Source organism: Nocardia carnea (assembly GCF_029868855.1).
Taxonomy (GTDB): Bacteria; Actinomycetota; Actinomycetes; order Mycobacteriales; family Mycobacteriaceae; genus Nocardia; species Nocardia carnea_A.
Genome location: NZ_JARWOV010000158.1, coordinates 1 through 18,789, shown reverse-complemented (window position 1 = coordinate 18,789; position 18,789 = coordinate 1). Strand labels below are relative to the sequence as shown.

Annotated in this window: 19 protein-coding genes; 13 read left to right on the top strand and 6 right to left on the bottom strand. The window is 67.7% G+C overall.

The window, feature by feature from the left end:
• Positions 1-7 precede the first annotated feature (7 nt).
• Positions 8-808: an IclR family transcriptional regulator gene (locus QH195_RS14395; RefSeq protein WP_280435726.1), complete on the bottom strand. Its 801-nt coding sequence runs from the start codon at positions 806-808 to the stop codon at positions 8-10.
• A gap of 48 nt (positions 809-856) precedes the next feature.
• On the opposite strand from QH195_RS14395, the gene QH195_RS14390 reads away from it, so the two are divergent.
• Genes QH195_RS14390 through QH195_RS14375 form a run of 4 tightly spaced genes read left to right on the top strand, consistent with a single transcriptional unit; the run spans position 857 to position 5,467 of the window.
• Positions 857-2,062, top strand: coding sequence for an FAD-dependent monooxygenase (locus QH195_RS14390; protein ID WP_280435725.1), 1,206 nt, complete (start codon positions 857-859; stop codon positions 2,060-2,062).
• Between the two features lie 34 nt (positions 2,063-2,096).
• Complete coding sequence (locus QH195_RS14385; RefSeq protein ID WP_280435724.1) at positions 2,097-2,981, top strand: fumarylacetoacetate hydrolase family protein; 885 nt, start codon at positions 2,097-2,099, stop codon at positions 2,979-2,981.
• 4 nt (positions 2,982-2,985) lie between these two features.
• Positions 2,986-4,365, top strand: coding sequence for an MFS transporter (locus tag QH195_RS14380; protein WP_280435723.1), 1,380 nt, complete (start codon positions 2,986-2,988; stop codon positions 4,363-4,365).
• 34 nt (positions 4,366-4,399) lie between these two features.
• Entirely contained in the window at positions 4,400-5,467 is a 1,068-nt protein-coding gene (locus QH195_RS14375; protein WP_280435722.1) for a cupin domain-containing protein, read from the top strand.
• A gap of 157 nt (positions 5,468-5,624) precedes the next feature.
• On the opposite strand, the gene QH195_RS14370 is transcribed toward QH195_RS14375, so the two are convergent.
• Complete coding sequence (locus QH195_RS14370; protein ID WP_280435721.1) at positions 5,625-6,545, bottom strand: LysR family transcriptional regulator; 921 nt, start codon at positions 6,543-6,545, stop codon at positions 5,625-5,627.
• Between the two features lie 136 nt (positions 6,546-6,681).
• Between QH195_RS14370 and QH195_RS14365 the strand changes: the two genes are divergently transcribed.
• The 5 genes from QH195_RS14365 to QH195_RS14345 are packed head-to-tail and all read left to right on the top strand — an operon-like array spanning position 6,682 to position 11,971.
• Positions 6,682-7,812: an FAD-dependent monooxygenase gene (locus tag QH195_RS14365; protein ID WP_280435720.1), complete on the top strand. Its 1,131-nt coding sequence runs from the start codon at positions 6,682-6,684 to the stop codon at positions 7,810-7,812.
• Between the two features lie 48 nt (positions 7,813-7,860).
• A complete protein-coding gene (locus QH195_RS14360) occupies positions 7,861-8,799 on the top strand; it encodes a VOC family protein (protein WP_280435719.1) in 939 nt (312 codons plus the stop codon).
• Complete coding sequence (locus QH195_RS14355) at positions 8,799-9,815, top strand: fumarylacetoacetate hydrolase family protein (RefSeq protein ID WP_280435718.1); 1,017 nt, start codon at positions 8,799-8,801, stop codon at positions 9,813-9,815. Before QH195_RS14360 ends, QH195_RS14355 begins: the two co-directional genes overlap by 1 nt.
• A 12-nt stretch (positions 9,816-9,827) precedes the next feature.
• Positions 9,828-10,997, top strand: a complete 1,170-nt coding sequence (locus QH195_RS14350) for an alpha/beta hydrolase family protein (protein ID WP_280435717.1) — start codon at positions 9,828-9,830, stop codon at positions 10,995-10,997.
• The gene (locus QH195_RS14345) at positions 10,994-11,971 is read left to right on the top strand and encodes a cyclase family protein (RefSeq protein WP_280435716.1); all 978 of its coding nucleotides are present in this window, start codon (positions 10,994-10,996) and stop codon (positions 11,969-11,971) included. The genes QH195_RS14350 and QH195_RS14345 overlap by 4 nt, the downstream gene beginning before the upstream one ends.
• A 28-nt stretch (positions 11,972-11,999) precedes the next feature.
• Here the strand turns inward: QH195_RS14345 and QH195_RS14340 are convergent, their stop codons facing one another.
• Positions 12,000-12,467, bottom strand: a complete 468-nt coding sequence (locus QH195_RS14340) for an SRPBCC domain-containing protein (protein ID WP_280435715.1) — start codon at positions 12,465-12,467, stop codon at positions 12,000-12,002.
• Positions 12,468-12,483: 16 nt separating this feature from the next.
• Between QH195_RS14340 and QH195_RS14335 the strand changes: the two genes are divergently transcribed.
• The 3 genes from QH195_RS14335 to QH195_RS14325 all read left to right on the top strand — a co-directional run bounded on the left by QH195_RS14335 (position 12,484) and on the right by QH195_RS14325 (position 14,664).
• Positions 12,484-12,807, top strand: a complete 324-nt coding sequence (locus QH195_RS14335; protein WP_280421737.1) for an ArsR/SmtB family transcription factor — start codon at positions 12,484-12,486, stop codon at positions 12,805-12,807.
• 244 nt (positions 12,808-13,051) lie between these two features.
• Positions 13,052-13,210: a hypothetical protein gene (locus tag QH195_RS14330; RefSeq protein WP_280421736.1), complete on the top strand. Its 159-nt coding sequence runs from the start codon at positions 13,052-13,054 to the stop codon at positions 13,208-13,210.
• 137 nt (positions 13,211-13,347) lie between these two features.
• Complete coding sequence (locus QH195_RS14325; RefSeq protein WP_280435714.1) at positions 13,348-14,664, top strand: fatty acid desaturase family protein; 1,317 nt, start codon at positions 13,348-13,350, stop codon at positions 14,662-14,664.
• Between the two features lie 49 nt (positions 14,665-14,713).
• Here QH195_RS14325 and QH195_RS14320 read toward each other — a convergent pair whose 3' ends face one another.
• Complete coding sequence (locus QH195_RS14320) at positions 14,714-15,394, bottom strand: TetR/AcrR family transcriptional regulator (RefSeq protein ID WP_280426148.1); 681 nt, start codon at positions 15,392-15,394, stop codon at positions 14,714-14,716.
• A 113-nt stretch (positions 15,395-15,507) separates the two neighbouring features.
• On the opposite strand from QH195_RS14320, the gene QH195_RS14315 reads away from it, so the two are divergent.
• Positions 15,508-17,004 carry an MFS transporter gene (locus QH195_RS14315; RefSeq protein ID WP_280426147.1) on the top strand — a complete coding sequence of 499 codons (1,497 nt, stop codon included), beginning with the start codon at positions 15,508-15,510 and terminating at the stop codon, positions 17,002-17,004.
• Between the two features lie 174 nt (positions 17,005-17,178).
• Here QH195_RS14315 and QH195_RS14310 read toward each other — a convergent pair whose 3' ends face one another.
• Both QH195_RS14310 and QH195_RS14305 read right to left on the bottom strand, forming a co-directional pair.
• Complete coding sequence (locus QH195_RS14310) at positions 17,179-17,472, bottom strand: hypothetical protein (RefSeq protein WP_280435713.1); 294 nt, start codon at positions 17,470-17,472, stop codon at positions 17,179-17,181.
• 47 nt (positions 17,473-17,519) lie between these two features.
• On the bottom strand, positions 17,520-18,575 hold the full coding sequence (locus QH195_RS14305) for a glycerophosphodiester phosphodiesterase family protein (protein WP_280435712.1): 1,056 nt from the start codon (positions 18,573-18,575) through the stop codon (positions 17,520-17,522).
• Positions 18,576-18,789 lie beyond the last annotated feature (214 nt).

Genomic DNA, 18,789 nt, shown 5'->3' with positions numbered 1-18,789 from the left:
GGGGTACTCAGCGGTCCCGGATCTCCAAATCGATGATCTCCAGGTCCTTTTCGATCTGGTCGCGGGTATCGAGCAGCAGCGGTACGAAAGTCCGGTCGGCCAGTCCGGTGAAGCGCGCGGCGTGGCTGGATACCGAGACCGCGCCGACGGGGTGGCCCGCCCGGTCGTTGATCGCGACCCCGACAGCGGCGACGCCGCGTTCGGTCTCCTCGAAGTTGACGGCGAACCCGCGCGCCGATATCTGCGCGAGAGATTCTGTCAGCGAACGGAATTCGTCCTCGGTGAGGACCGGGGTGCCGCCGGGACCCGATCGGCGATACAGCTGGCGGAGTTCTTCTTCGGGCAGCGTCGCCAACAGCGCTTTTCCGCCGGACGCCCGGTGCGCCGGCATCACCACGCCGTCGCGATCGTTGGTGGCGAACACCGACTGGGCGCGGACGGTGCCCAGGAACCGGACGGTATCGCGGACCCGGATCATCAGGTTGGCCGATTCGCCGCTGCGCCGGGACAGCACTTCGAGGTGTGGCTGGCAGAGGGCCCGAAAGGTTTTGGTCCAGGCGAGCCGCGCGGGTGCCGCGTCCAGGGAGGGGCCGGGGAAGTAGATATGCGATTCGTCCTGCACCGCGAAGCCCCGGTAGGCGAGGGTTTGCAGCAGCCGGTGTGCGCTGGAACGGGAGATGTCCAGATCGGCCGCCGCGTCCATCACCCGCAGGCTGCCGTAGTCGCGCAGTAGTTGCAGTAACCGGAGGCCGCGGTCGAGGGAGCCCACCGCGCTGGGCGGACGTTCGGGCAGTGGCGGGTTGCGCATAGCGGAATCTTATTCCGTCCACCGGACGGCGCGCTCTAGCTTTCTCGCATGATTGAGTGTGACCTGGATAACGGTGTCCTGGTGGTCGGTGGAGGCATCGGCGGTCTTGCTACCGCACTCGGCCTCGTCCGCGCCGGTCGGAAAGCCGTGGTAGTGGAGCAGGCCGGCGAGTTCGGTGAGATCGGCGCGGGGCTGCAGCTGGGTCCGAACGCCACCCGGATCCTCGATTCGTGGGGACTGCTGGATGAGGTGCGGGCGGTCGGCGTGGCACCGGAGAATATCGCTATGCGGGACGCGATCTCCGGTGCGGAGATCGCCCGGCTCCCGTTGGGGGCCGATTTCCGCACCCGCTACGGCACCCCGTACGTGGTGATCCACCGGACCGATCTGCACGCGATCCTGCTGGAAGCCTGCCGCCGGGCCGGCGTCGAATTGCTGACCGATGTGCGGATCGAACGGGTCGACACCACGGATACCGGGACCGTCGCCCACGCAGCCGACGGCCGGACCTTCGCGGCCGCGGCCACGATCGGGGCCGACGGTCTGCATTCGGTGCTGCGGCAGGCCATCGTCGGGGACGAACTCCAGCCGTCCGGGTACGTCGCCTACCGCGGCACCGTCCCCGCCGACGAGGTGCCCGCGGGTGATCGCGACCTCGACGATGTGCTGGTCTGGGCCGGGCCCGGCTGCCATCTGGTGCAGTACCGGCTGCGGTCCGGGGAGGTGCTCAACCAGGTCGCGGTGTTCGAATCGCCGGGCTTCCTGCGCGGTGAGGCGGACTTCGGCGGGGTCGACGAACTCGAGGCCGCCTTCGCGGAATGCCATCCGCAGGTGCGGACGGCGATCGGGCATATCGGCAAACAGCGCCGGTGGCCGCTCTACGACCGGTTACCCGCCGACGACTGGGGTCACCACCGCCTGGTTCTGACCGGTGACGCGGCCCATCCCATGCTGCAGTACCTGGCCCAGGGCTGCTGCCAGGCGCTCGAGGATGCGAACACCCTCGAAACGCTGGTCCGCGACGGCGCCGGCGATATCGAATGGCCGGAGGTGATCCGCCGCTTCACCGAAGCCCGGATTCCGCGTACGGCCGAGGTGCAGACCAAGGCGCGCATGTTCGGCGAGATCTGCCACGCCCGCGGCGTGCACCGCCACCTGCGCAACGAGCTACTCGACCGGCTCGGCACCGCCGACCTCTACGAGCACGCGGATTGGGTCTACCGCGGCCCGCTGTTCGAACCGGTCCACTCCTGAGTCCGAACCCTCTCCCAGACAAGGTTTTCCGTCAATGCGTCTAGCAGTTCTCGACGGCGATCACGCCGCCGTCGTCTCCGGTACCGACGTCTACGACGTCACCGCGCACCTGCCCACCTCGCCCGGTCGATACGGCGGCCCCTGGCTGCCGTGGCTCGAACAGGGCGGTCGCGTGGCCGATCTCGCCGCCATCGACCTGTCCGAATGCCCCGTCCAACCACTGGACCACGCCGCGTTGCGGGCACCGATCTCGCGTCCCGGCAAAATCGTCGCGGCGCCGGTCAACTATCTCGACCACAAAGTCGAGATGCACGAGCAGAAGACCATCGCCGAATACGGTGTCTTCCTCAAGGCGAACTCCTCGGTGATCGGCCCGGGGGACCAGGTCGTGCTCCCGTACAGCGATATGCGGACCGATCAGGAAGGCGAGCTCGCGATCGTCATCGGCCGCACGGCCCGCAACGTCAGTGCCGAAGACGCGCTCGACCACGTCTTCGGTTACACCGGTGTCCTCGATATCACCGTGCGTTCCACCGAGGACCGGTCGACCCGCAAATCGTTCGACACCTTCACCCCGCTCGGGCCGTGGATCGTGACCGCGGACGAGATCGGCGACCCCGACAACCTCCCGCTGCGCTGCTGGGTCGGCGACGAGCTGCGCCAGCAGACCGATACCGCCGAGCTCATCTTCTCGGTTGCCGAACTCGTCGCCTACAGCAGTTCGGTGATGACGCTGCACCCCGGCGACATCATCGCGACCGGCACACCCGCCGGTGTGGGCCCGCTGTCGGACGGCGCGCGGATCCGCCTGGAGATCGGCAGTATCGGAACCCTGGAGGTCGGGGTCACGGCGCGGGACGCCATCGCCTACGCCGAGCGCCCCGGCGCCCGGCACGACGTGCGCGCGGCAAGGGGATAGGGCCGTGGATATCAAGACCCGGATCGAAACGTCGCCGATGCGGCCGGTGCAGTACGCCGTGGTCGCGGTATGTGTGCTGCTGAATATGCTCGACGGTTTCGATGTGCTTGCGCTGGCGTTCAGCGCCTCGCATATCTCCGGCGAATGGGAGCTGTCCGGTTCGGAGCTGGGCGCCCTGCTCAGTGCCGCGCTGATCGGTATGGCGGTGGGATCGATAGTGATCTCGCAGGTCGCCGATATCGTCGGCCGCCGCCGGACCATCGTGGTGTGCGCGTTCGTGGTCGCGGCCGGGATGGCGCTGTCCGCGGTGGCGACCGGTTTCGCGATGCTGCTCGTGGTCCGGGTGCTCACCGGCCTGGCGATCGGCACCCTGCAGGCCTGCCTGAACGTCATGGTGGCGGAATACTCGTCGGCCCGTTCCCGGTCGACCGCGATCAGCGTCTACACGGCCGGTCAGCCGATCGGCGGTACGGTCGGCGGGATCATCGCGGGTGTGTTGCTCGCACAGTTCGATTGGCGGGCCGTGTTCCTGTTCGGCGCCGGGGCCACCCTGGTGACGGCGCTGGTCGCGCTGGCGGTGCTGCCGGAATCGCTCGACTATCTGCTCACTCGCCGGCCTGCGAAGGCGCTCGAGCGGGCCAACGCCGTCCTGGTCCGGCTGGGTCAACCGGAACTCGACACCCTGCCGCCGGCACCGGAACGTGCCCGGGGTTCCGCCGGACGCTGGAAAGAACTTGCCACCGGCGCCAATCCGATCACGACCCTACTGCTGGGGTTCAGCTTCTTCGTCCTCATGGCGGGTTTCTACTTCGCCAATTCGTGGACACCCAAACTCGTCACCAGCAGCGGGTTCACCGACGCCGACGGGGTGCGGGCGGGTGTGCTGTTCAGTGCCGGGGGTATCGCCGGTGCGCTGATCTTCGGCCCGCTGGCCGCCCGGTTCGGGGTCCGGCGGACCCTCACCGCGCTGTTCGCGGTGGCGGGTGCCGCCTTCGGGCTCTACGCGGTCTCGGTGGAATCGCTGAACGCGGCCTTCGCGACCGCCGCTCTGCTCGGTCTGGCGACCAGCGCGGTGATGGCCGGGATGTTCTCGATCGGGCCCATGTACTACGGGTCGTCGGTCCGCGCGACGGCGGTCGGTCTGATCATCGGCCTCGGCCGGGTGGGCGCGATCCTGTCGCCGATACTCGCCGGCGCGCTCCTCGATCTCGACTGGGCGCCGCGCAGTATCTACTTCCTGTTCGTACTGCCCATGCTCGCCGGTGCCGTCGCGATCTACGCCATGCGCACCCGCCGCCCGGTGCTCGCGGAAACCCGTGCCGAGACCGCCGAACCCGGCCCCGGTCCGGGCGCCACGGTCGTCGCGCACCGATCGGCCGGCTGAATCCTTCCCACTCCCGTCTGCTGAGGAATATTTCGTGACAAGCGAGAACACCACCACCGCCGAACCGACCGCCGAACTCGACCGCCTCTACGCCGATTTCGCGCGCAACTCGACGGCACCGCTGTGGACCCAGACCACCGATCTGATGCCTGCCGCCCCCGCCCCCGCCGCCGTACCGCATGTGTGGAAATGGTCTGAGCTGCTCGATATCGCCCGGCGCTCGGGCGAATTGGTGCCCGTGGGCCGCGGCGGCGAACGCCGGGCGATCGGCTTGGCCAACCCCGGCCTTGCCCCGACCGCGTACGCCACCCCGACGCTGTGGTGCGCGATCCAATGGCTCGGGCCGCGCGAGACCGCGCCGGAACATCGGCACGCCCAGAACGCTTTCCGTTTCGTGATCGAAGGTGCGGGGGTGTGGACGGTCGTCGACGGTGACCCGGTCGCCATGCGGCGCGGTGATCTGCTGATGACCCCGGGCTGGTGCTTCCACGGCCATCACAACGAAACCGACGAGCCGATGGCCTGGATCGACGGCCTCGATGTCCCGCTCGCGCATGATCTCGATTTCGGGTTCTTCGAATTCGGCCCGGAAGCGGTGACCGATACCAGTACACCGCCGATCTCCCGGTCCGAGCGTTTGTGGGCGCATCCCGGCCTCACCCCACTCTCGGCGCCGGACTCGGCCGGTTCGACCCCGATCGCGGCCTATCGCTGGGAGCACACCGACCGAGCTCTCGCCGAACAGTTGCTGCTGGAGAAAGAAGGCCACGCGGCCACCGTCGAAACCGGTCACGCCGCGATCAAATACACCAACCCGACCACCGGCGGTGACGTGCTGCCGACCATCCGCTGCGAGTTCCACCGGCTCCGCGCCGGGACCGTCACGGCGCCGCGCCGCGAAGTCGGTTCCTCGGTCTGGCAGGTGTTCCAGGGTGACGGGCGCGTGACGCTGGGTACCGAGGAACGGACGCTGACCACGGGCGATCTCTTCGTCGTCCCGTCGTGGGTGCCGTGGTCGCTGGCCGCGGAGACGGAACTGGACCTGTTCCGCTTCTCGGACGCACCGGTGGTGGAAAAACTGCAGTACCACCGGCCCCGGTGAGCTCCGCGAGCAGCTCGGTTCGATAGGGCGGGCCGATCAGTCCCGCCCCCCCCCCCCCCCCCCGGCGGGGGGGGCGCCCCCGGGGGCGGGGAGGGCGCCCCCCCCCCCCCCCCCCCCCGCCCCCCCCCCCCCCCCCCCCCCCCCGCCGCTGTTCCGGTCAGCGCGACACCTCCGCGCTCACCTCGGCCAGCACCGAACGCAACCACTGGTGGGCCGGGTCGGCGCGATGGGTGGGATGCCACCAGAACGCCTCCACCAGCGGCACGACCTCCCAGGGGCAGGGGAGGACCCGGACGTTCGCGGCGTCCGCCAGCCGATCGGCGAGCCGGCGTTGCAGTAGCGCGACGCAGCGGGTGCCGGTGACCATGAACGGCACCGCGAGGAAACTCTGCACCACCACCCGGATATCGGGTTGGATCCCGATCATCCGCAGCTGCCGGGCCGCGGGGGTGAAGGCCGTCGGTGCGTGATAGGTGACCACCCAGGGCAATTCGGCGAGCTGTTCGAGGGTCACCGTGTCCCCGACCTCGCTGTTGTCTGCCGATACGATCAGCACCCAGCTGTCGGTGAACACATCGATGGACGGCATATCGGTCAGGAAGCCGTGCGGCAGGAAGGTGCCGTCGGCGGTGCGCAGCGATTCGGGGGCCTGGTCGATATGCGCACCGGTCTGCTGGTCCAGGCGCAGCCGCACGCCCGGGGCTTGTTCGGCGAGGACGGTCGCGAGCTGGTCGCAGAACACCGTGGCCGCGTAGTCGGAGACCAGGACGGTGAACTCCCGGCCGGAGGTGGCGGGGTCGAAAACGGGGACGGCGTCGAAAACCCGCTGTATCCCGACGAGCGCCGCGGCGGCCGGTTCGCGCAGTTGCTCGGCCAAGGGGGTGAGTTCGTAGCGGTTACCGCTGCGATGCAGGAGTTCGTCGTGGAAATGGCGGCGCAACCGGCGCAGCGCGGCCGAGACTGCGGGCTGGCTCAGGCCCAGGTTCTCGGCGGCCCGGGTGACATTGCGTTCGGTGAGCAGCGCGTCGAGCGTCGTCAAGAGGTTCAGATCCAGATTTCGCAGCGAGCCGGCGGTCATACCTCGAACCATAAACGCCGTGGATGGTGAGCATAAGTGATCCGCTCTTCCGTGATGGTGATCTGGGTCGCAGAGTGGTGCCTACCACCTCGTCGCGGAGGACCGGGCGAGGTCACGAGAGCCACTGGAGTCTGTTGTGTCTGCTGTCCGGAATGTGTTGGTGATCGGCGCCGGTTCCGCCGGTACCGCCGCCGCGATCCTGCTCGCCGAGGCCGGGATATCGGTCGATCTCGTCGAGGCCAAACCCGATATCGCCGCACTGGGATCGGGTATCACCCTCCAGGGCAATGCTTTACGTGTGCTACGGCAGCTGGGGGTCTGGGACGAGGTGCGGGCGAAGGGCTACCCCTACGACACCCTGGGCCTGCGGGCCCCGGATGCCACGGGCACCCTGCTGGTCGAACTCGACGAGTTGCGCTCCGGCGGCCCGGACCTGCCGGCCAATATGGGCATGTTCCGGCCCGACCTGGCCCGCATCCTCGTGAACCGGGCCGCCGCGGCGGGCGCGAAGATCCGCTTCGGTCTCGCACCCACCGGCCTGACGGCCGACGAGCAGGGCGTGGACATCGACTTCTCCGACGGATCCACCGGCCGCTACGACCTCGTCGTCGGCGCGGACGGTATCCATTCGTGGACGCGGCGCATCCTCGGGATCGATATCGAGCCGCGGCCCACCGGGATGGGTATCTGGCGGCTGTTCGCCCCACGCCCGGCGTCGATCACCCGCACCGATCTGTACTACGGCGGCCCGGCCTATATCGCCGGCTACTGCCCGACCGGCCCGGACACCCTCTACGCCTACCTGGTGGAAGACGCCCGCGACGATGCCCGCCCGACCCCGGAACAGGGCCTGGCCGCGATGCTCGAGCTGGCGGCGGCCTACCACGGTCCGTGGGACGAGGTGCGGGCGTCGATGACCGATCCGGAACGCATCAACTACGCGAAATTCGAAAGCCATGTGATCGACGGGCCGTGGCACCGCGGCCGGGTGGTACTGATCGGCGATGCCGCCCACAGCTGCCCGCCGACCCTCGCGCAGGGGTGCGCCCAAGCGCTGGAGGACGCCGCGGTGCTGGCCGAACTGCTGATCGCGCACGACGCGGTCTCCGAGGACCTGTGGCGCGAATTCACCGATCGCCGGCTGCCCCGGGCGAAGGATGTCGTCGAATCCTCGGTCCAGCTCGGGCGGTGGCTGCTCGACGGTGAACAGGGCGATGTCGCCGGCCTGATGACCCGTATCTCGCACATGGTCGCCGAACCCGCGTGAGCAGCGGCTTTCTCCGTCGATCCGGCATTCGAAACGAAGGACAAGAACATGAACGAACGATTGATCACCCATCTACGGCATGTCGATCTGGCCGTCCCCGACTACGACAAGCAGTTCGAGTTCTACACGAATATGTGGGGGCTGGAACCGCAGACGTCCGAGAACGGCCTCGCCTTCCTCGCCGCGGCCGGCTCACCGGAACAGTATTCGGTGCGCTTGCGCAAGGCCGAGGAGAAGCGCCTGGACCTCATCGCGTTCGGCGCCGCGACCCCGGCCGATGTGGACACCATGGCGGAACGGCTGGCCGCCGACGGGGTGAAGCTGGTCGGCCAACCCGGTGAACTGCAAACCCCCGGTGGCGGTTACGGTTTCCGGTTCTTCGACAACGACGGCCGCACGCTCGAGGTGTCCTCGGACGTCGCCGTGCGCCAGCACCGCAAGGTCGAGGTGGGGGAGTCGGTGCCGGTCAAGCTGTCACATGTCGTGATCAATTCGCCGAATCCCGAAGCGACCGTTGCCTTCTACCAAAAGCGTCTGTCCTTCGCGCTGTCCGATACCCTCTTCCACCCGCACATGGGCGAGATGATGTGGTTCCTGCGAACGAACCGGTTCCATCACAGCATCGCCATCGCACGGTGCCCGCATGTTTCGCTGCATCACGCCTCGTTCGAGATGCGCGGGATCGACGAATACATGCGCGGCACCGGCCGGCTGCTGCGCGGTGGAGTCGAGAAGGTGTGGGGTCCGGGCCGGCATATGGCCGGTAACAACACCTTCAGCTATTTCCTCGACCCGCACGGCAACACCGTCGAATACACCACCGAACTGGAGGAACTCGACGAGGACACCTGGCATCCGCATCTGTACGACTTCTCCGACCCCACGGTGAGCGACCAATGGGGCACCGCGAACCCCATGGAGGAATTCGTGGCGAAGAAATCGTTCAACGACCCCGATCGCGGCTGCTTCGTCGCGCCTCCCGTCTGATGCGGCTCGCGACCTTCACCGCGCCCGGCCTCCCCGAACCACGCGTCGGGGTGGTCGACGGTGACACGGTGTATCCGTTCCCCGCCGGGCTGAGCATGCGCGATGTGATCGACGCCGGCCTGCCCGAAGCGCACCGGCTGGCCCGGGAAGCCCGCACCCGGGAGACCGGGCGCGGGCTGGACGAGGTGCGGCTGCTGGCCCCGCTTCGCCCCGCGTCCATCCGCGACAGTGTGGCGTTCGAGGAACACGTCGAAGGCGTGCGGCGCAGCGTGGACGGCAAGTCCGGGGTACCCGACGCCTGGTACGACGCGCCGACGTTCTACTTCACCAACCCGCACGCCGTCCTCGGACCGGATGAGGAGGCGCTGTTCCCCGCGACCTGCGTGGTGCGTGATTTCGAGCTCGAGGTCGCCGCGGTCGTGGGCCGGTCCGGCCGGTCGCTCACCGAGGAACAGGCGCGGCAGGCGATCTTCGGGTACACGATCATGAACGACTGGTCGGCGCGGGATCTGCAGAGCCGGGAGATGCAGGTATCGCTGGGGCCTGCCAAAGGCAAGGATTTCGCGACGAGCCTGGGGCCCTGGATCGTCACCGCCGACGAACTCGACCCGTACCGCGACGCCGACGGGTTCCTCGACCTCGATTGCGCAGTGACCGTCAACGGTGCCGAAATCGGCCGTGATGTGCTGAGCAACGCGGGCTGGACCTTCGAATCGATGATCGCCTACGCGTCGCGTGACAGCGGGGTCGTACCCGGTGACGTGATCGGTTCGGGCACCGTCGGCAACGGTGGCTGCCTCGGCGAGCTCTGGGGCCGGCGCGGCGAACAGGATCCGCCGCCGCTGCAACCCGGTGATGTCGTGACGCTGACCGTCGAGGGCATCGGCGCGCTGAGCGGCCGGGTCGGAGTCGCCGATCCGGCGCCACCGCTGAGCCCGGTTCGGCGCCGTGACTACCCGGCCTTCCGGCGAGGTGCGATATCCCCGCTCTACCAGCCCCCACACCCCACCCACTGAGCAGAGGAAATCATGTTCGAATACTTTCCGGGCAACTACATCTGGAATCTCGGCGTCGTCGCGACACTCAACAGCGGCGGCCTGATCGACGAGGTCGACCGCGCCTGCCGTCCCATCCGAGAGCTCGCTGCCCAGGGCGCCGATGTGGGCACCGCCGAATTCATGGCCGCCTGGCGCGCCGTCGCCGACCGGCTCGAACAGCAGGCCGTGGAGGCGGAGAAAGCCGGGCATACGCGCACCGCCGGGCAAGCGTATTTCCGTGCGTCGGTGTATGTCGCGCAGGCGGAGCGGATGCAGAGTGCGAAGGATTCGAGTCGTAACGCCGAATACCGGCGCAGTGTGGATCTGCTGCTGAAATCGTGCGCGCTGATCGACCCGGCGACCACCAAGGTCGCGATCCCCTACGAGGGCACCACCCTGCCCGCGTACTTCCACAACGCCTCGGCCGACGGCGCCCCCACGCCGGTGATCATCATGTGGAACGGCCTGGACTCCACCAAAGAGATGATGGTCGGCGCCGGAATCCATACCGAGCTGGCTGCCCGTGGAATCTCGACCCTCATGGTCGACTGCCCCGGCAGTGGTGAGGCGCTGCGATTGCAGGGGCTCACCGCGCGGATCGACACCGAGGTATGGGCCGCCGCCTGCGTCGACTGGCTCGAAGCCCGCCCCGATATCCGCAACGACCGGATCGGGCTGGCCGGCTGGTCGCTCGGCGGCTACTACGTCCCGCGGGCCGCAGCGTTCGAGAAGCGTCTCGCCCTGTGCGTGGCCTGGGGTGCCAACCACAACTGGGGCGCGGTGCAGAAACGGCGGCTCGACCGCGAAGGCGAGAATCCGGTGCCGCACTACTGGGACCATGTGCTGTGGGTGTGGGGACAGCCCGATATCCCGACGTTCATCGAGTTCGCCGAGGATATCCACCTCGACGGCGTGGTCGAGAAGATCACCGTGCCGTTCCTCGTCGCACACGGTGAGAAGGACCGGCAGATCCCGCTCGAATACGCCCACCGGTCCTACGACCAGGCGGTCAACAGCCCCAAGCGGGAACTGCGTCTGTTCACCCCGGAAGAAGGCGCGACCGAACATATCGGCCTCGACCACCTACCGCACGTCACCACCTTCATCGCCGACTGGGTGCGCGACACGTTCACCGAACTCGACGCGGGCGGGCTGTCATGACCGCCGAAGAACTGGACCGCACCGATCCCGAGGGTGCCATCGCCGCCGCGGCCGCCCGGGTCTCCAACTGGGGCCGCTGGGGACCCGACGACGTCCTGGGCACCATGAATTACCTCGACGCCACCACCCGCCGCGCCGCTGCCGCCGCGATACGTACCGGCCGTTCCTTCTCGCTGTCCCAGTCCTTCGATATGGACGGCCCGCAGAAGGGCTGGCGCCGGCGCACCAACCCCGTGCACACCATGCTCGACACCGGCACCGACGCCGTCGCCGGAATCCAGGGCTTCCCGCACGGTCTCGGCGGCGCCGACGATGTGATCGCCATGCCCCTGCAATGCTCCACACAATGGGACGGCCTCGGTCATATCTTCGACCACGGCCGCGCCTGGAACGGCCGCCCCGCGGACCAGGTCGTCACGAGTCTCGGCGACCAGGTCACCGGTATCGAAACCGTCGCCGACGTCATCTGCGGCCGCGGCGTCCTGCTGGACGTGGGCCGGGCGATCGGCGAAAACGGTGAGCTCCCCGATGGTTTCGCGATCACCCGGGCCCACCTCGAACAGACCGTCGCCGCGCAGGGCCCGACCTCGGAGATCCGTCGCGGCGATATCGTCGCCGTGCGCACCGGGCAGCTGACCCGGGCCCGCCGCGAATGCTGGGGCGAGTACGCGGGCGGCCCCGCGCCCGGCCTGTCCTTCACCACCGCGGACTGGCTGCACGGCACCGAGATCGCGGCAATCGCCACGGACACCTGGGGTTTCGAAGTGCGGCCGAACGAATTCGAGGTGGCCTTCCAGCCGCTGCACCAGATCGCGATCCCGCAGATAGGCCTGTTCCTCGGCGAAATGTGGGACCTCGACGCGCTGGCCGAAGCCTGCGCCGGCGACGGCTATTACGATTTCTTCCTCACCGCCGCCCCGATCAAGATCACCGGCGCGGTCGGCTCGCCGGTCAACCCCATAGCGGTCCGATGAGCGGCACGTTCCTGCCCTTGTGCAGGGATTATTTGTAGAAGCCCGCGCGCAGGTTGATGCCGTGCTCGACCCAGACCTTGAGCGCGGCCAGCATGCCGGTCCATCCCTCGCAATTGCCGAATGCGTTCTTCGCGCCCGCTTCGGTCGGGCGCCAGGACGATTCGGTAATGGTCACCAGGGTCCGGGTGTCGTTGTCGATCGGCTCGAACTCGAAGGTCGTAGTGGTGGTGCCGGCCTCGTCCGTGGTGGCCTCGCTGTCCCACTGGACGACGATGGTCCGCGGCGGATCGGCCTTCAGTACCTGTACCGGAAACGCACCCGGGAAGTCGTGGAAGTCCCAGGTCACCTCCGCTCCCGGGACGAGCCGGCCGCGGGCTCCTCCGGTGGTGAAGTACTTCGACAGCTGTTCGGGGTCGGCGACCGCTTCGTAGACCTCGGCGCAGGGTTTGGCCACCCGGCCGGAAACGGTGAAGGAGAGTTCTTGGAGTTCAGACATGTGATAAATTTACAACATGTCTGCGGTTGATGACAAGGATCCCGACGATCTCGTGTTCAAAGCGCTGGGATCGGCGACCAGGCGGGCCATGCTCGACGCGCTCAAGGAAGCGCCGCGCACCACAGGTGGGTTGTGCGATTTCTTTCCCGAGCTGGATCGGACGACGGTCCTGCAGCATCTGCGGGTGCTGGAGCGGGCCGGCTTGGTCACCGGCCGCAAAATCGGCCGGGAGCGGCATCTCGCGCTCGCGCCCATGCCGATCAAACGCATCTACGACCGCTGGATCGGCGAATATGCCCGCGCTGCAGTCGAATTGCTCGATGATCTCGACGCGGAGTAGTCGCCGGTGCTTCCCGGCCGAATCGAGTGTTGTTGTGCTCGTGCCGCGACCGGCCCGCCGACTGCTGCGGGCCGACGGCTGCGGGCGGGTGGCAGCGCTGTGGTCCCGGTAGTGGGAAGTGCCCCACGGGTTCGATGAATAGGCTGATCCACGTCGATCTTTCCGGGGCGCGTCGGTGGACGTGCACAATCCGCGGCCGCCGGTAATTGCCGTCTGTGCTGAGCGCTGATTCGAAGGGACTTCCGTGGCATTCACGGGTTACAGGGCAGTAGTGCGGTTTGTCCTGGCCGAAGCGAAGGACGTCCTCAAGGTGATCGGTTATCTGCTTCTGTATCAACAGATCGTCAAAACTTTTCAGGCAATTCGCGCTGCGCGTCGGATTTCCCTCGCGCGGGAACAGTGACGGTCCTCGCGCGGCCCGGCGCTGTGCAGAATCGACTGTCCCAGCTCACCGGGAGTTGGCCGGACGTCATCGAGGCCGTCCGCACGAAGTGAAGGTCCGGCGAGAATACCCTCGCCCGAAAAGTGCACGGGAATTCGGTGGCAATAACTGATATCAAGGCGTTCTCGCACCTCACCGAGAACGAGATCGAGACGTTCGGGCGTGAACTGGACCGCATTCGCGGCAGTATCGAGCGGTCGGTCGGTGAGAAAGACGCGGCATATATTCATCGGGCCATCCGGATCCACCGTGGACTCGAAGCGACGGCGCGCCTCTTGATTCTCTTCTCCGGGCGACGGCACCTGCCCCGAGCCGCCGGAGCGGTCGTGCTGGCGGTCGCCAAGACGATCGAGATGATGGAGCTGGGCCACAACATCAGCCATGGGCAATGGGACTGGATGAATGATCCCGAAATTCATTCCACCAGCTGGGAATGGGATTTTGCCGGACCGTCGAGTCAATGGAAGCAATCGCATAATCACGTGCACCACACCTACACGAATGTGTACGGAATGGACGATGATCTCAGCTTCGTTGTCCTGCGCATGACCCGGGACGAGCCGTGGCGCCCGGTACATCTTCTCCAGCCGGTGTCGAGCATCGGCATCGCACTCCTCTTCGAGTGGGCGATAGCGATACACGATTGGGCGCTCGTGCGGCGTCGGCAGGGAATTTCGCGCGGTCGGCTGCGCTCGGAGCCGGACGCCGAATTGGCTCGGAAGTTGATTCGGCAGGTGGGAAAGGATTTCCTCCTGTTCCCGGCTCTCGCTCCGCGTACGTTCAAATACTCGGTGGCGGCGAACGCCGCAGCGCTACTGCTCCGGAATCTGTGGTCCTATATCGTGATCATGTGCGGGCACTTTCCGGACGGTGCGGAAAAGTTCACCACGGCACATTTCGAGAACGAGACCCGCGCCGAATGGTATCTGCGACAGCTGCTGGGGAGTGCGAATTTCACCGCCGGTCCACGTCTGGCCTTTCTGACCGGGAACCTCTGCTACCAGATCGAGCACCACCTCTTCCCGGATCTGCCCAGCAACCGGTACCCCGAGATCGCGGTACGTGTCCGGGCGCTGTGTGATGAGTACGATCTTCCCTATACATCGGGTTCGCTGGCCGCGCAGTTCTTTCAGACCGCTCGCACGGTGTGCAAGCTGTCGCTACCGGATCGGCTTCTGCGTGCTACCTCCGATGATGCCGCGGAAACAAGATCCGAACGAAAGTTCCGCACCGTGCCGTCCGCGGGCGCGACTCCGTCCGGTGGGCAATCGACCGGTACGCGCCGTGGCCTGCGCACCGCATTCGCCGAGGCCGAATCGGCGGTGCGCAGCCCCGGGAGCGCCGGGGTGCGGGTCGCGACTCTTCGGAACGTGCTCACCCGTCTTCGCCCACTCCCGAGGTGGTCGCCGCGCTAGCGCGGCGGCAGGGCGCTTATTCGGCCGTCGCCGTACACCTGCTGCTCGATCAGCGGCGGCGGCCGGCGCAGGGGGCGGCGCGGGCGGTTTTGGCCCGGTCCACCTCGTCGTCGGTGAGTGCGCGCACCGGTAGTTCCTGGCGTGCGACGCTGTCGGCGCGAATACCGTTGAGCGTGATGGCCATATAGCGCCGCCAGATCTCCGGATTGATCGGTTTGGCGAATTCGGCGAGTCCGTCGACCATATGGATCATCGCGAAGAGATCCGACGGTTCGATATCCGGTTGTAGTACGCCCGCGGCCCGTGCGCGTTCGACGATCGCGGCGACCGCCGGTTTGATCCGGTCGCGGATGCGGTGGAAGCGCTCGGTGTCGAGGTCGAGTTCGAGGATCACCTCACTGAACCCGCGGTTGATCGCCAGGTGGCGGCAGGCGTATTCGACGAACTGGACGAGGCCGAGCCATGGGTCGGGGTGCCGCACGCTCTCTTCGGCGGCGTCGGCGAATTCGCCGAGATGGTGCTCGAAGACCTCGGAGATGAGTTCGGTCTTGTTGGCGAACCGGCGGTAGACCGTGCCGACTCCCACACCCGCGCGTTCGGCCACATCGTCGAGGGTGATCTCGAGTCCGCGGTCGGCGAACAGTTCACGAGCGGCCTCGACGATGCGTTGCTGATTACGGACGGCATCGGCGCGCAGGCGCCGGGTGCGCAAGGTCGTGGCGGGTTTCACAGCAGAAGTCTATCAACGACGGGATTAAGTGGAGGCGTGATCTCCGTTATTGTGTTAGCGTTCAGGTAAGCGGAGATGCTTCCTCCATTTAATCAGACCATTCAAGGGGCGAGATGACTACCACGTTCGAACGCGGGCCATCCGCGCAGGAAAAACCGTCCGGCAGGCGCGGGTCGCATGCGCTGCGATGGTGGGTTCTCGCCGTTCTCGGCGTCGCCCAGCTCATGGTCGTGCTCGACGCGACCGTGGTCAACATCGCGTTGCCCGAAGCCCAGCGTGACCTCGGCTTCGACGATGCGAGCCGCCAGTGGGTGATCACCGGTTACGCACTGGCCTTCGGCAGCCTGCTACTGCTCGGCGGCCGGCTCAGCGATCTGTTCGGCCGGCGCAACACCTTCATCGTCGGCCTGATCGGTTTCTCGGTGGCCTCCGCTGTCGGCGGTGCGGCCGCCAACTTCGAGATGCTGGTCGCGGCGCGCGTCGGCCAGGGCGTTTTCGGCGCACTGCTCGCACCGGCGGCACTGTCACTGCTCACCGTCACCTTCACCGAACCGTCCGAACGGGCGAAGGCCTTCGGTATCTTCGGCGCCGTCGCCGGGACCGGCGGAGCCATCGGCCTGCTGCTCGGCGGTGCGCTCACCGAATGGGCGTCGTGGCGGTGGGTGATGTTCGTGAACCTGATCTTCGCGGCGGTCGCGCTGGTCGGCGCGGTACTGCTGCTGGCCCGGCATGCCGGCGGCGCGCGGCCCAAACTCGATATCCCGGGCACAGCCGTTGTCACCGCCGCCCTCTTCGCGATCGTCTACGGCTTCTCCCACGCCGAGAGCGAAGGCTGGACCGATTCGGCCACCCTCGCGTTCCTCATCGGTGGCGCAGCCCTGCTCGCGCTGTTCGTATGGCTGGAGACACGGGTGGCCCATCCACTGCTGCCGCTGCGTATCGTGCTCGACCGCACCCGCGGCGGCGCATACCTCGCGGTATTCGTCATGGGCATCGGAATGTTCGCGATCTTCCTGTTCCTGACCTACTACATGCAGCTCACGCTGGGCTATTCACCGATCATGACCGGTGTCGCGTTCCTGCCGATGGTCGCCGGAATGGTCGTCTCCTCGACCACGACCCCGTCGCTGCTGCTGCCGAAGATCGGCCCGAAGGTGGCGGTCAGCGGCGGGTTCGCGATCGCCGCGCTCGGTATGGCCTGGCTGACGCAGATCGGGCTCGACACGGGTTACACCACCCATATCCTGCCCAGCCTGATCCTGCTCGGCCTCGGCCTCGGCGCCGCCATGTCGACGGCATTCCAGAGCGCCACCGCCGGGGTGCGGCACGATGATGCCGGTGTCGCCTCGGCGATGATCAACACCAGCCAGCAGGTCGGCGGGTCGATCGGTACGGCGTTGCTGAGCACCATCGCGGCGTCTGCGGCAGGTGACTATCTCGCCGGGCGGACGCCGAGCCAGATCACCGTCGCGCAGTCGGCCATCGAAAGCTACACCACCAGCTTCGCCTGGGCTGCAGGGGTTTTCGTGATCGGTGCGGTCGTGCTGGGGGCGCTGCTGCCGTCCACCCTGCCCGCTCCGGCCGAAGGTGAACCCGTGCTCGCGCACTGATTCCCGCGGTACCTCGCACCGTGCTCGCCTCCGTGATGTCCGGAAGCGGGCACGGTGCGTTTCCGGGACCGCCGGTTCGGTGAACGCATCACGCTGTGCGGGTCTACGGGTCGGTCGGATCGAGACGCCCGAACTCGCGAAGTCGGCGACGGAGGTGGGGAACCTGCTGCCGCGTCAGGACTCCGGTGGCAGGATCGGCGAGCTGAACACATCCTCGAGCGGAGTGGGTCCGGTGTAGCGGCGGCAGTTGCATTTCACCCATTCGCGCAGACCGTGCGTGCCCCGGCGGGAGGACTCTGCGTGACAGGTTCCGGTGGCGCGATCGTGCAGGGCCAGATCGTGGCCGCAACCGCAGCGGGCGGTGAGTTTCCGGGCCGATCCCGATCGGCGCCGTGTGCCGAACCGGCCGCAGGCCCAGCCGATCGCGAGAAGGCCTGCGCCGACAGCGAGGCTGAGAGGATCGAGCATGCCACCAGTTTATGGATACGCACAGCGAGCCGGGCCGGTTCGGCCGGTCAATGCCGGGACAGCGGCGGCGGCAGGGCGTATCCGTTCTCCTCGAGGATGTTTCGTAGTACATCGGGGCGGTTGGTGATGATCCCGTCGACGCCGAGACCCAGCAGATGGGCCATGGTGGCTGGGTCGTCGACCGTCCACGGCACCACCCGGAGTCCGCGCCGGTGCGCGGTATCGACCAATTCCGCCGTGGTGAACGGGGTGTAGCCGGGGTCGGTGATCGAACCGTCCTGTGGCGCTCCGTGTACCGGTGCGAGGGTTTCGACGCCGAGCGCGGCAGCCGCGGCCACGTACTTCTCCGGCAGCGAACCCGCGAAGTCGTCGATATCCAGCCCGCCCAGCCAGGGTGAGGGTCCGGGTACACCCTCCTGGAGGAACTGTGCGCCGTTCGTCAGCGCGACCAGCGGCAGTTCGGGATCCAGCTCCCGCACGATCCGCAGAGTGGACCAGTCGAAGCTCTGCACGGTGACTTGATCCCGAAGGCCGGCGTGGCGGATCTCGTGCACCACGATGCGGGCGAAATCGGCTCCCGGCACGGTCTCGTGCGGGGCCGCGGCCTCCACCTTGGTCTCGATGTTCAGCATCACCGATTCGGCGCGATACGCCCGCACCAGATCGAAAACCTCCGACAGCAGCGGCATCTTCGCGGCGGGCGCCGGCCGCTGTTCGGGATATCCGGAAAGCGGCCGGGAACCGCAGTCGAGGGTGCGTACCTGGTCGAGGGTGAGGTCGCGGATGAGGGCGCGGCCGGGGACATAGGGGAATTCGGGGTCGCCGGGAAATGCCGGCGCGGTATCGGCGCATTTGGCCGGATCCGGGTCCCGATCATGGGTGACGACCGGGTGACCGTCCGCGGTGATCTGGATATCCAGTTCGAGTGTGCTCACCCCGAGTTCGAGGGCGTGGGCGAAAGCGGGCAGGGTGTTCTCCGATATCAGGCCGAGTCCGCCTCGGTGGGCCTGGAGGTCGAAAACCGGCCGGTCGGGCTCCGGCGTCGCGCCGGTCGAGCAGCCGGCGATCAGGGCCAACAGTACCGGCGCATATGCCCACCGCATGCCGTCATCCTGTCCGGCCCGGGCCGGGGTGGGGGGCCCGTGTGGGGCCGGGAGGGGGGGGTGTGGGGCGGCGGGGGAAGGGCGGGGGACCGAGCGGGGGGGGGGGGGGGGGCGGGGCGGTGGGGTGGGGGGGGGGGCCCGGGCGGGGGGTGGGGGGGGGGGTGGCGCCCGGGGGGCCCGGGGGGGGGGGGGGGGGGGGGGGGGGGGGGGGGGG

Excerpts from the sequence above, each read along its gene's own strand:
- QH195_RS14390 (WP_280435725.1), top strand. The coding sequence starts at position 857 with ATGATTGAGTGTGACCTGGATAACGGTGTCCTGGTGGTCGGTGGAGGC.
- QH195_RS14335 (WP_280421737.1), top strand. The coding sequence starts at position 12,484 with ATGTCTGCGGTTGATGACAAGGATCCCGACGATCTCGTGTTCAAAGCG.
- QH195_RS14355 (WP_280435718.1), top strand. The coding sequence starts at position 8,799 with ATGCGGCTCGCGACCTTCACCGCGCCCGGCCTCCCCGAACCACGCGTC.
- QH195_RS14305 (WP_280435712.1), bottom strand. The coding sequence starts at position 18,575 with ATGCGGTGGGCATATGCGCCGGTACTGTTGGCCCTGATCGCCGGCTGC.
- QH195_RS14385 (WP_280435724.1), top strand. The coding sequence starts at position 2,097 with ATGCGTCTAGCAGTTCTCGACGGCGATCACGCCGCCGTCGTCTCCGGT.
- QH195_RS14340 (WP_280435715.1), bottom strand. The coding sequence starts at position 12,467 with ATGTCTGAACTCCAAGAACTCTCCTTCACCGTTTCCGGCCGGGTGGCC.
- QH195_RS14315 (WP_280426147.1), top strand. The coding sequence starts at position 15,508 with ATGACTACCACGTTCGAACGCGGGCCATCCGCGCAGGAAAAACCGTCC.
- QH195_RS14360 (WP_280435719.1), top strand. The coding sequence starts at position 7,861 with ATGAACGAACGATTGATCACCCATCTACGGCATGTCGATCTGGCCGTC.
- QH195_RS14345 (WP_280435716.1), top strand. The coding sequence starts at position 10,994 with ATGACCGCCGAAGAACTGGACCGCACCGATCCCGAGGGTGCCATCGCC.
- QH195_RS14310 (WP_280435713.1), bottom strand. The coding sequence starts at position 17,472 with ATGCTCGATCCTCTCAGCCTCGCTGTCGGCGCAGGCCTTCTCGCGATC.
- QH195_RS14370 (WP_280435721.1), bottom strand. The coding sequence starts at position 6,545 with ATGACCGCCGGCTCGCTGCGAAATCTGGATCTGAACCTCTTGACGACG.
- QH195_RS14350 (WP_280435717.1), top strand. The coding sequence starts at position 9,828 with ATGTTCGAATACTTTCCGGGCAACTACATCTGGAATCTCGGCGTCGTC.
- QH195_RS14395 (WP_280435726.1), bottom strand. The coding sequence starts at position 808 with ATGCGCAACCCGCCACTGCCCGAACGTCCGCCCAGCGCGGTGGGCTCC.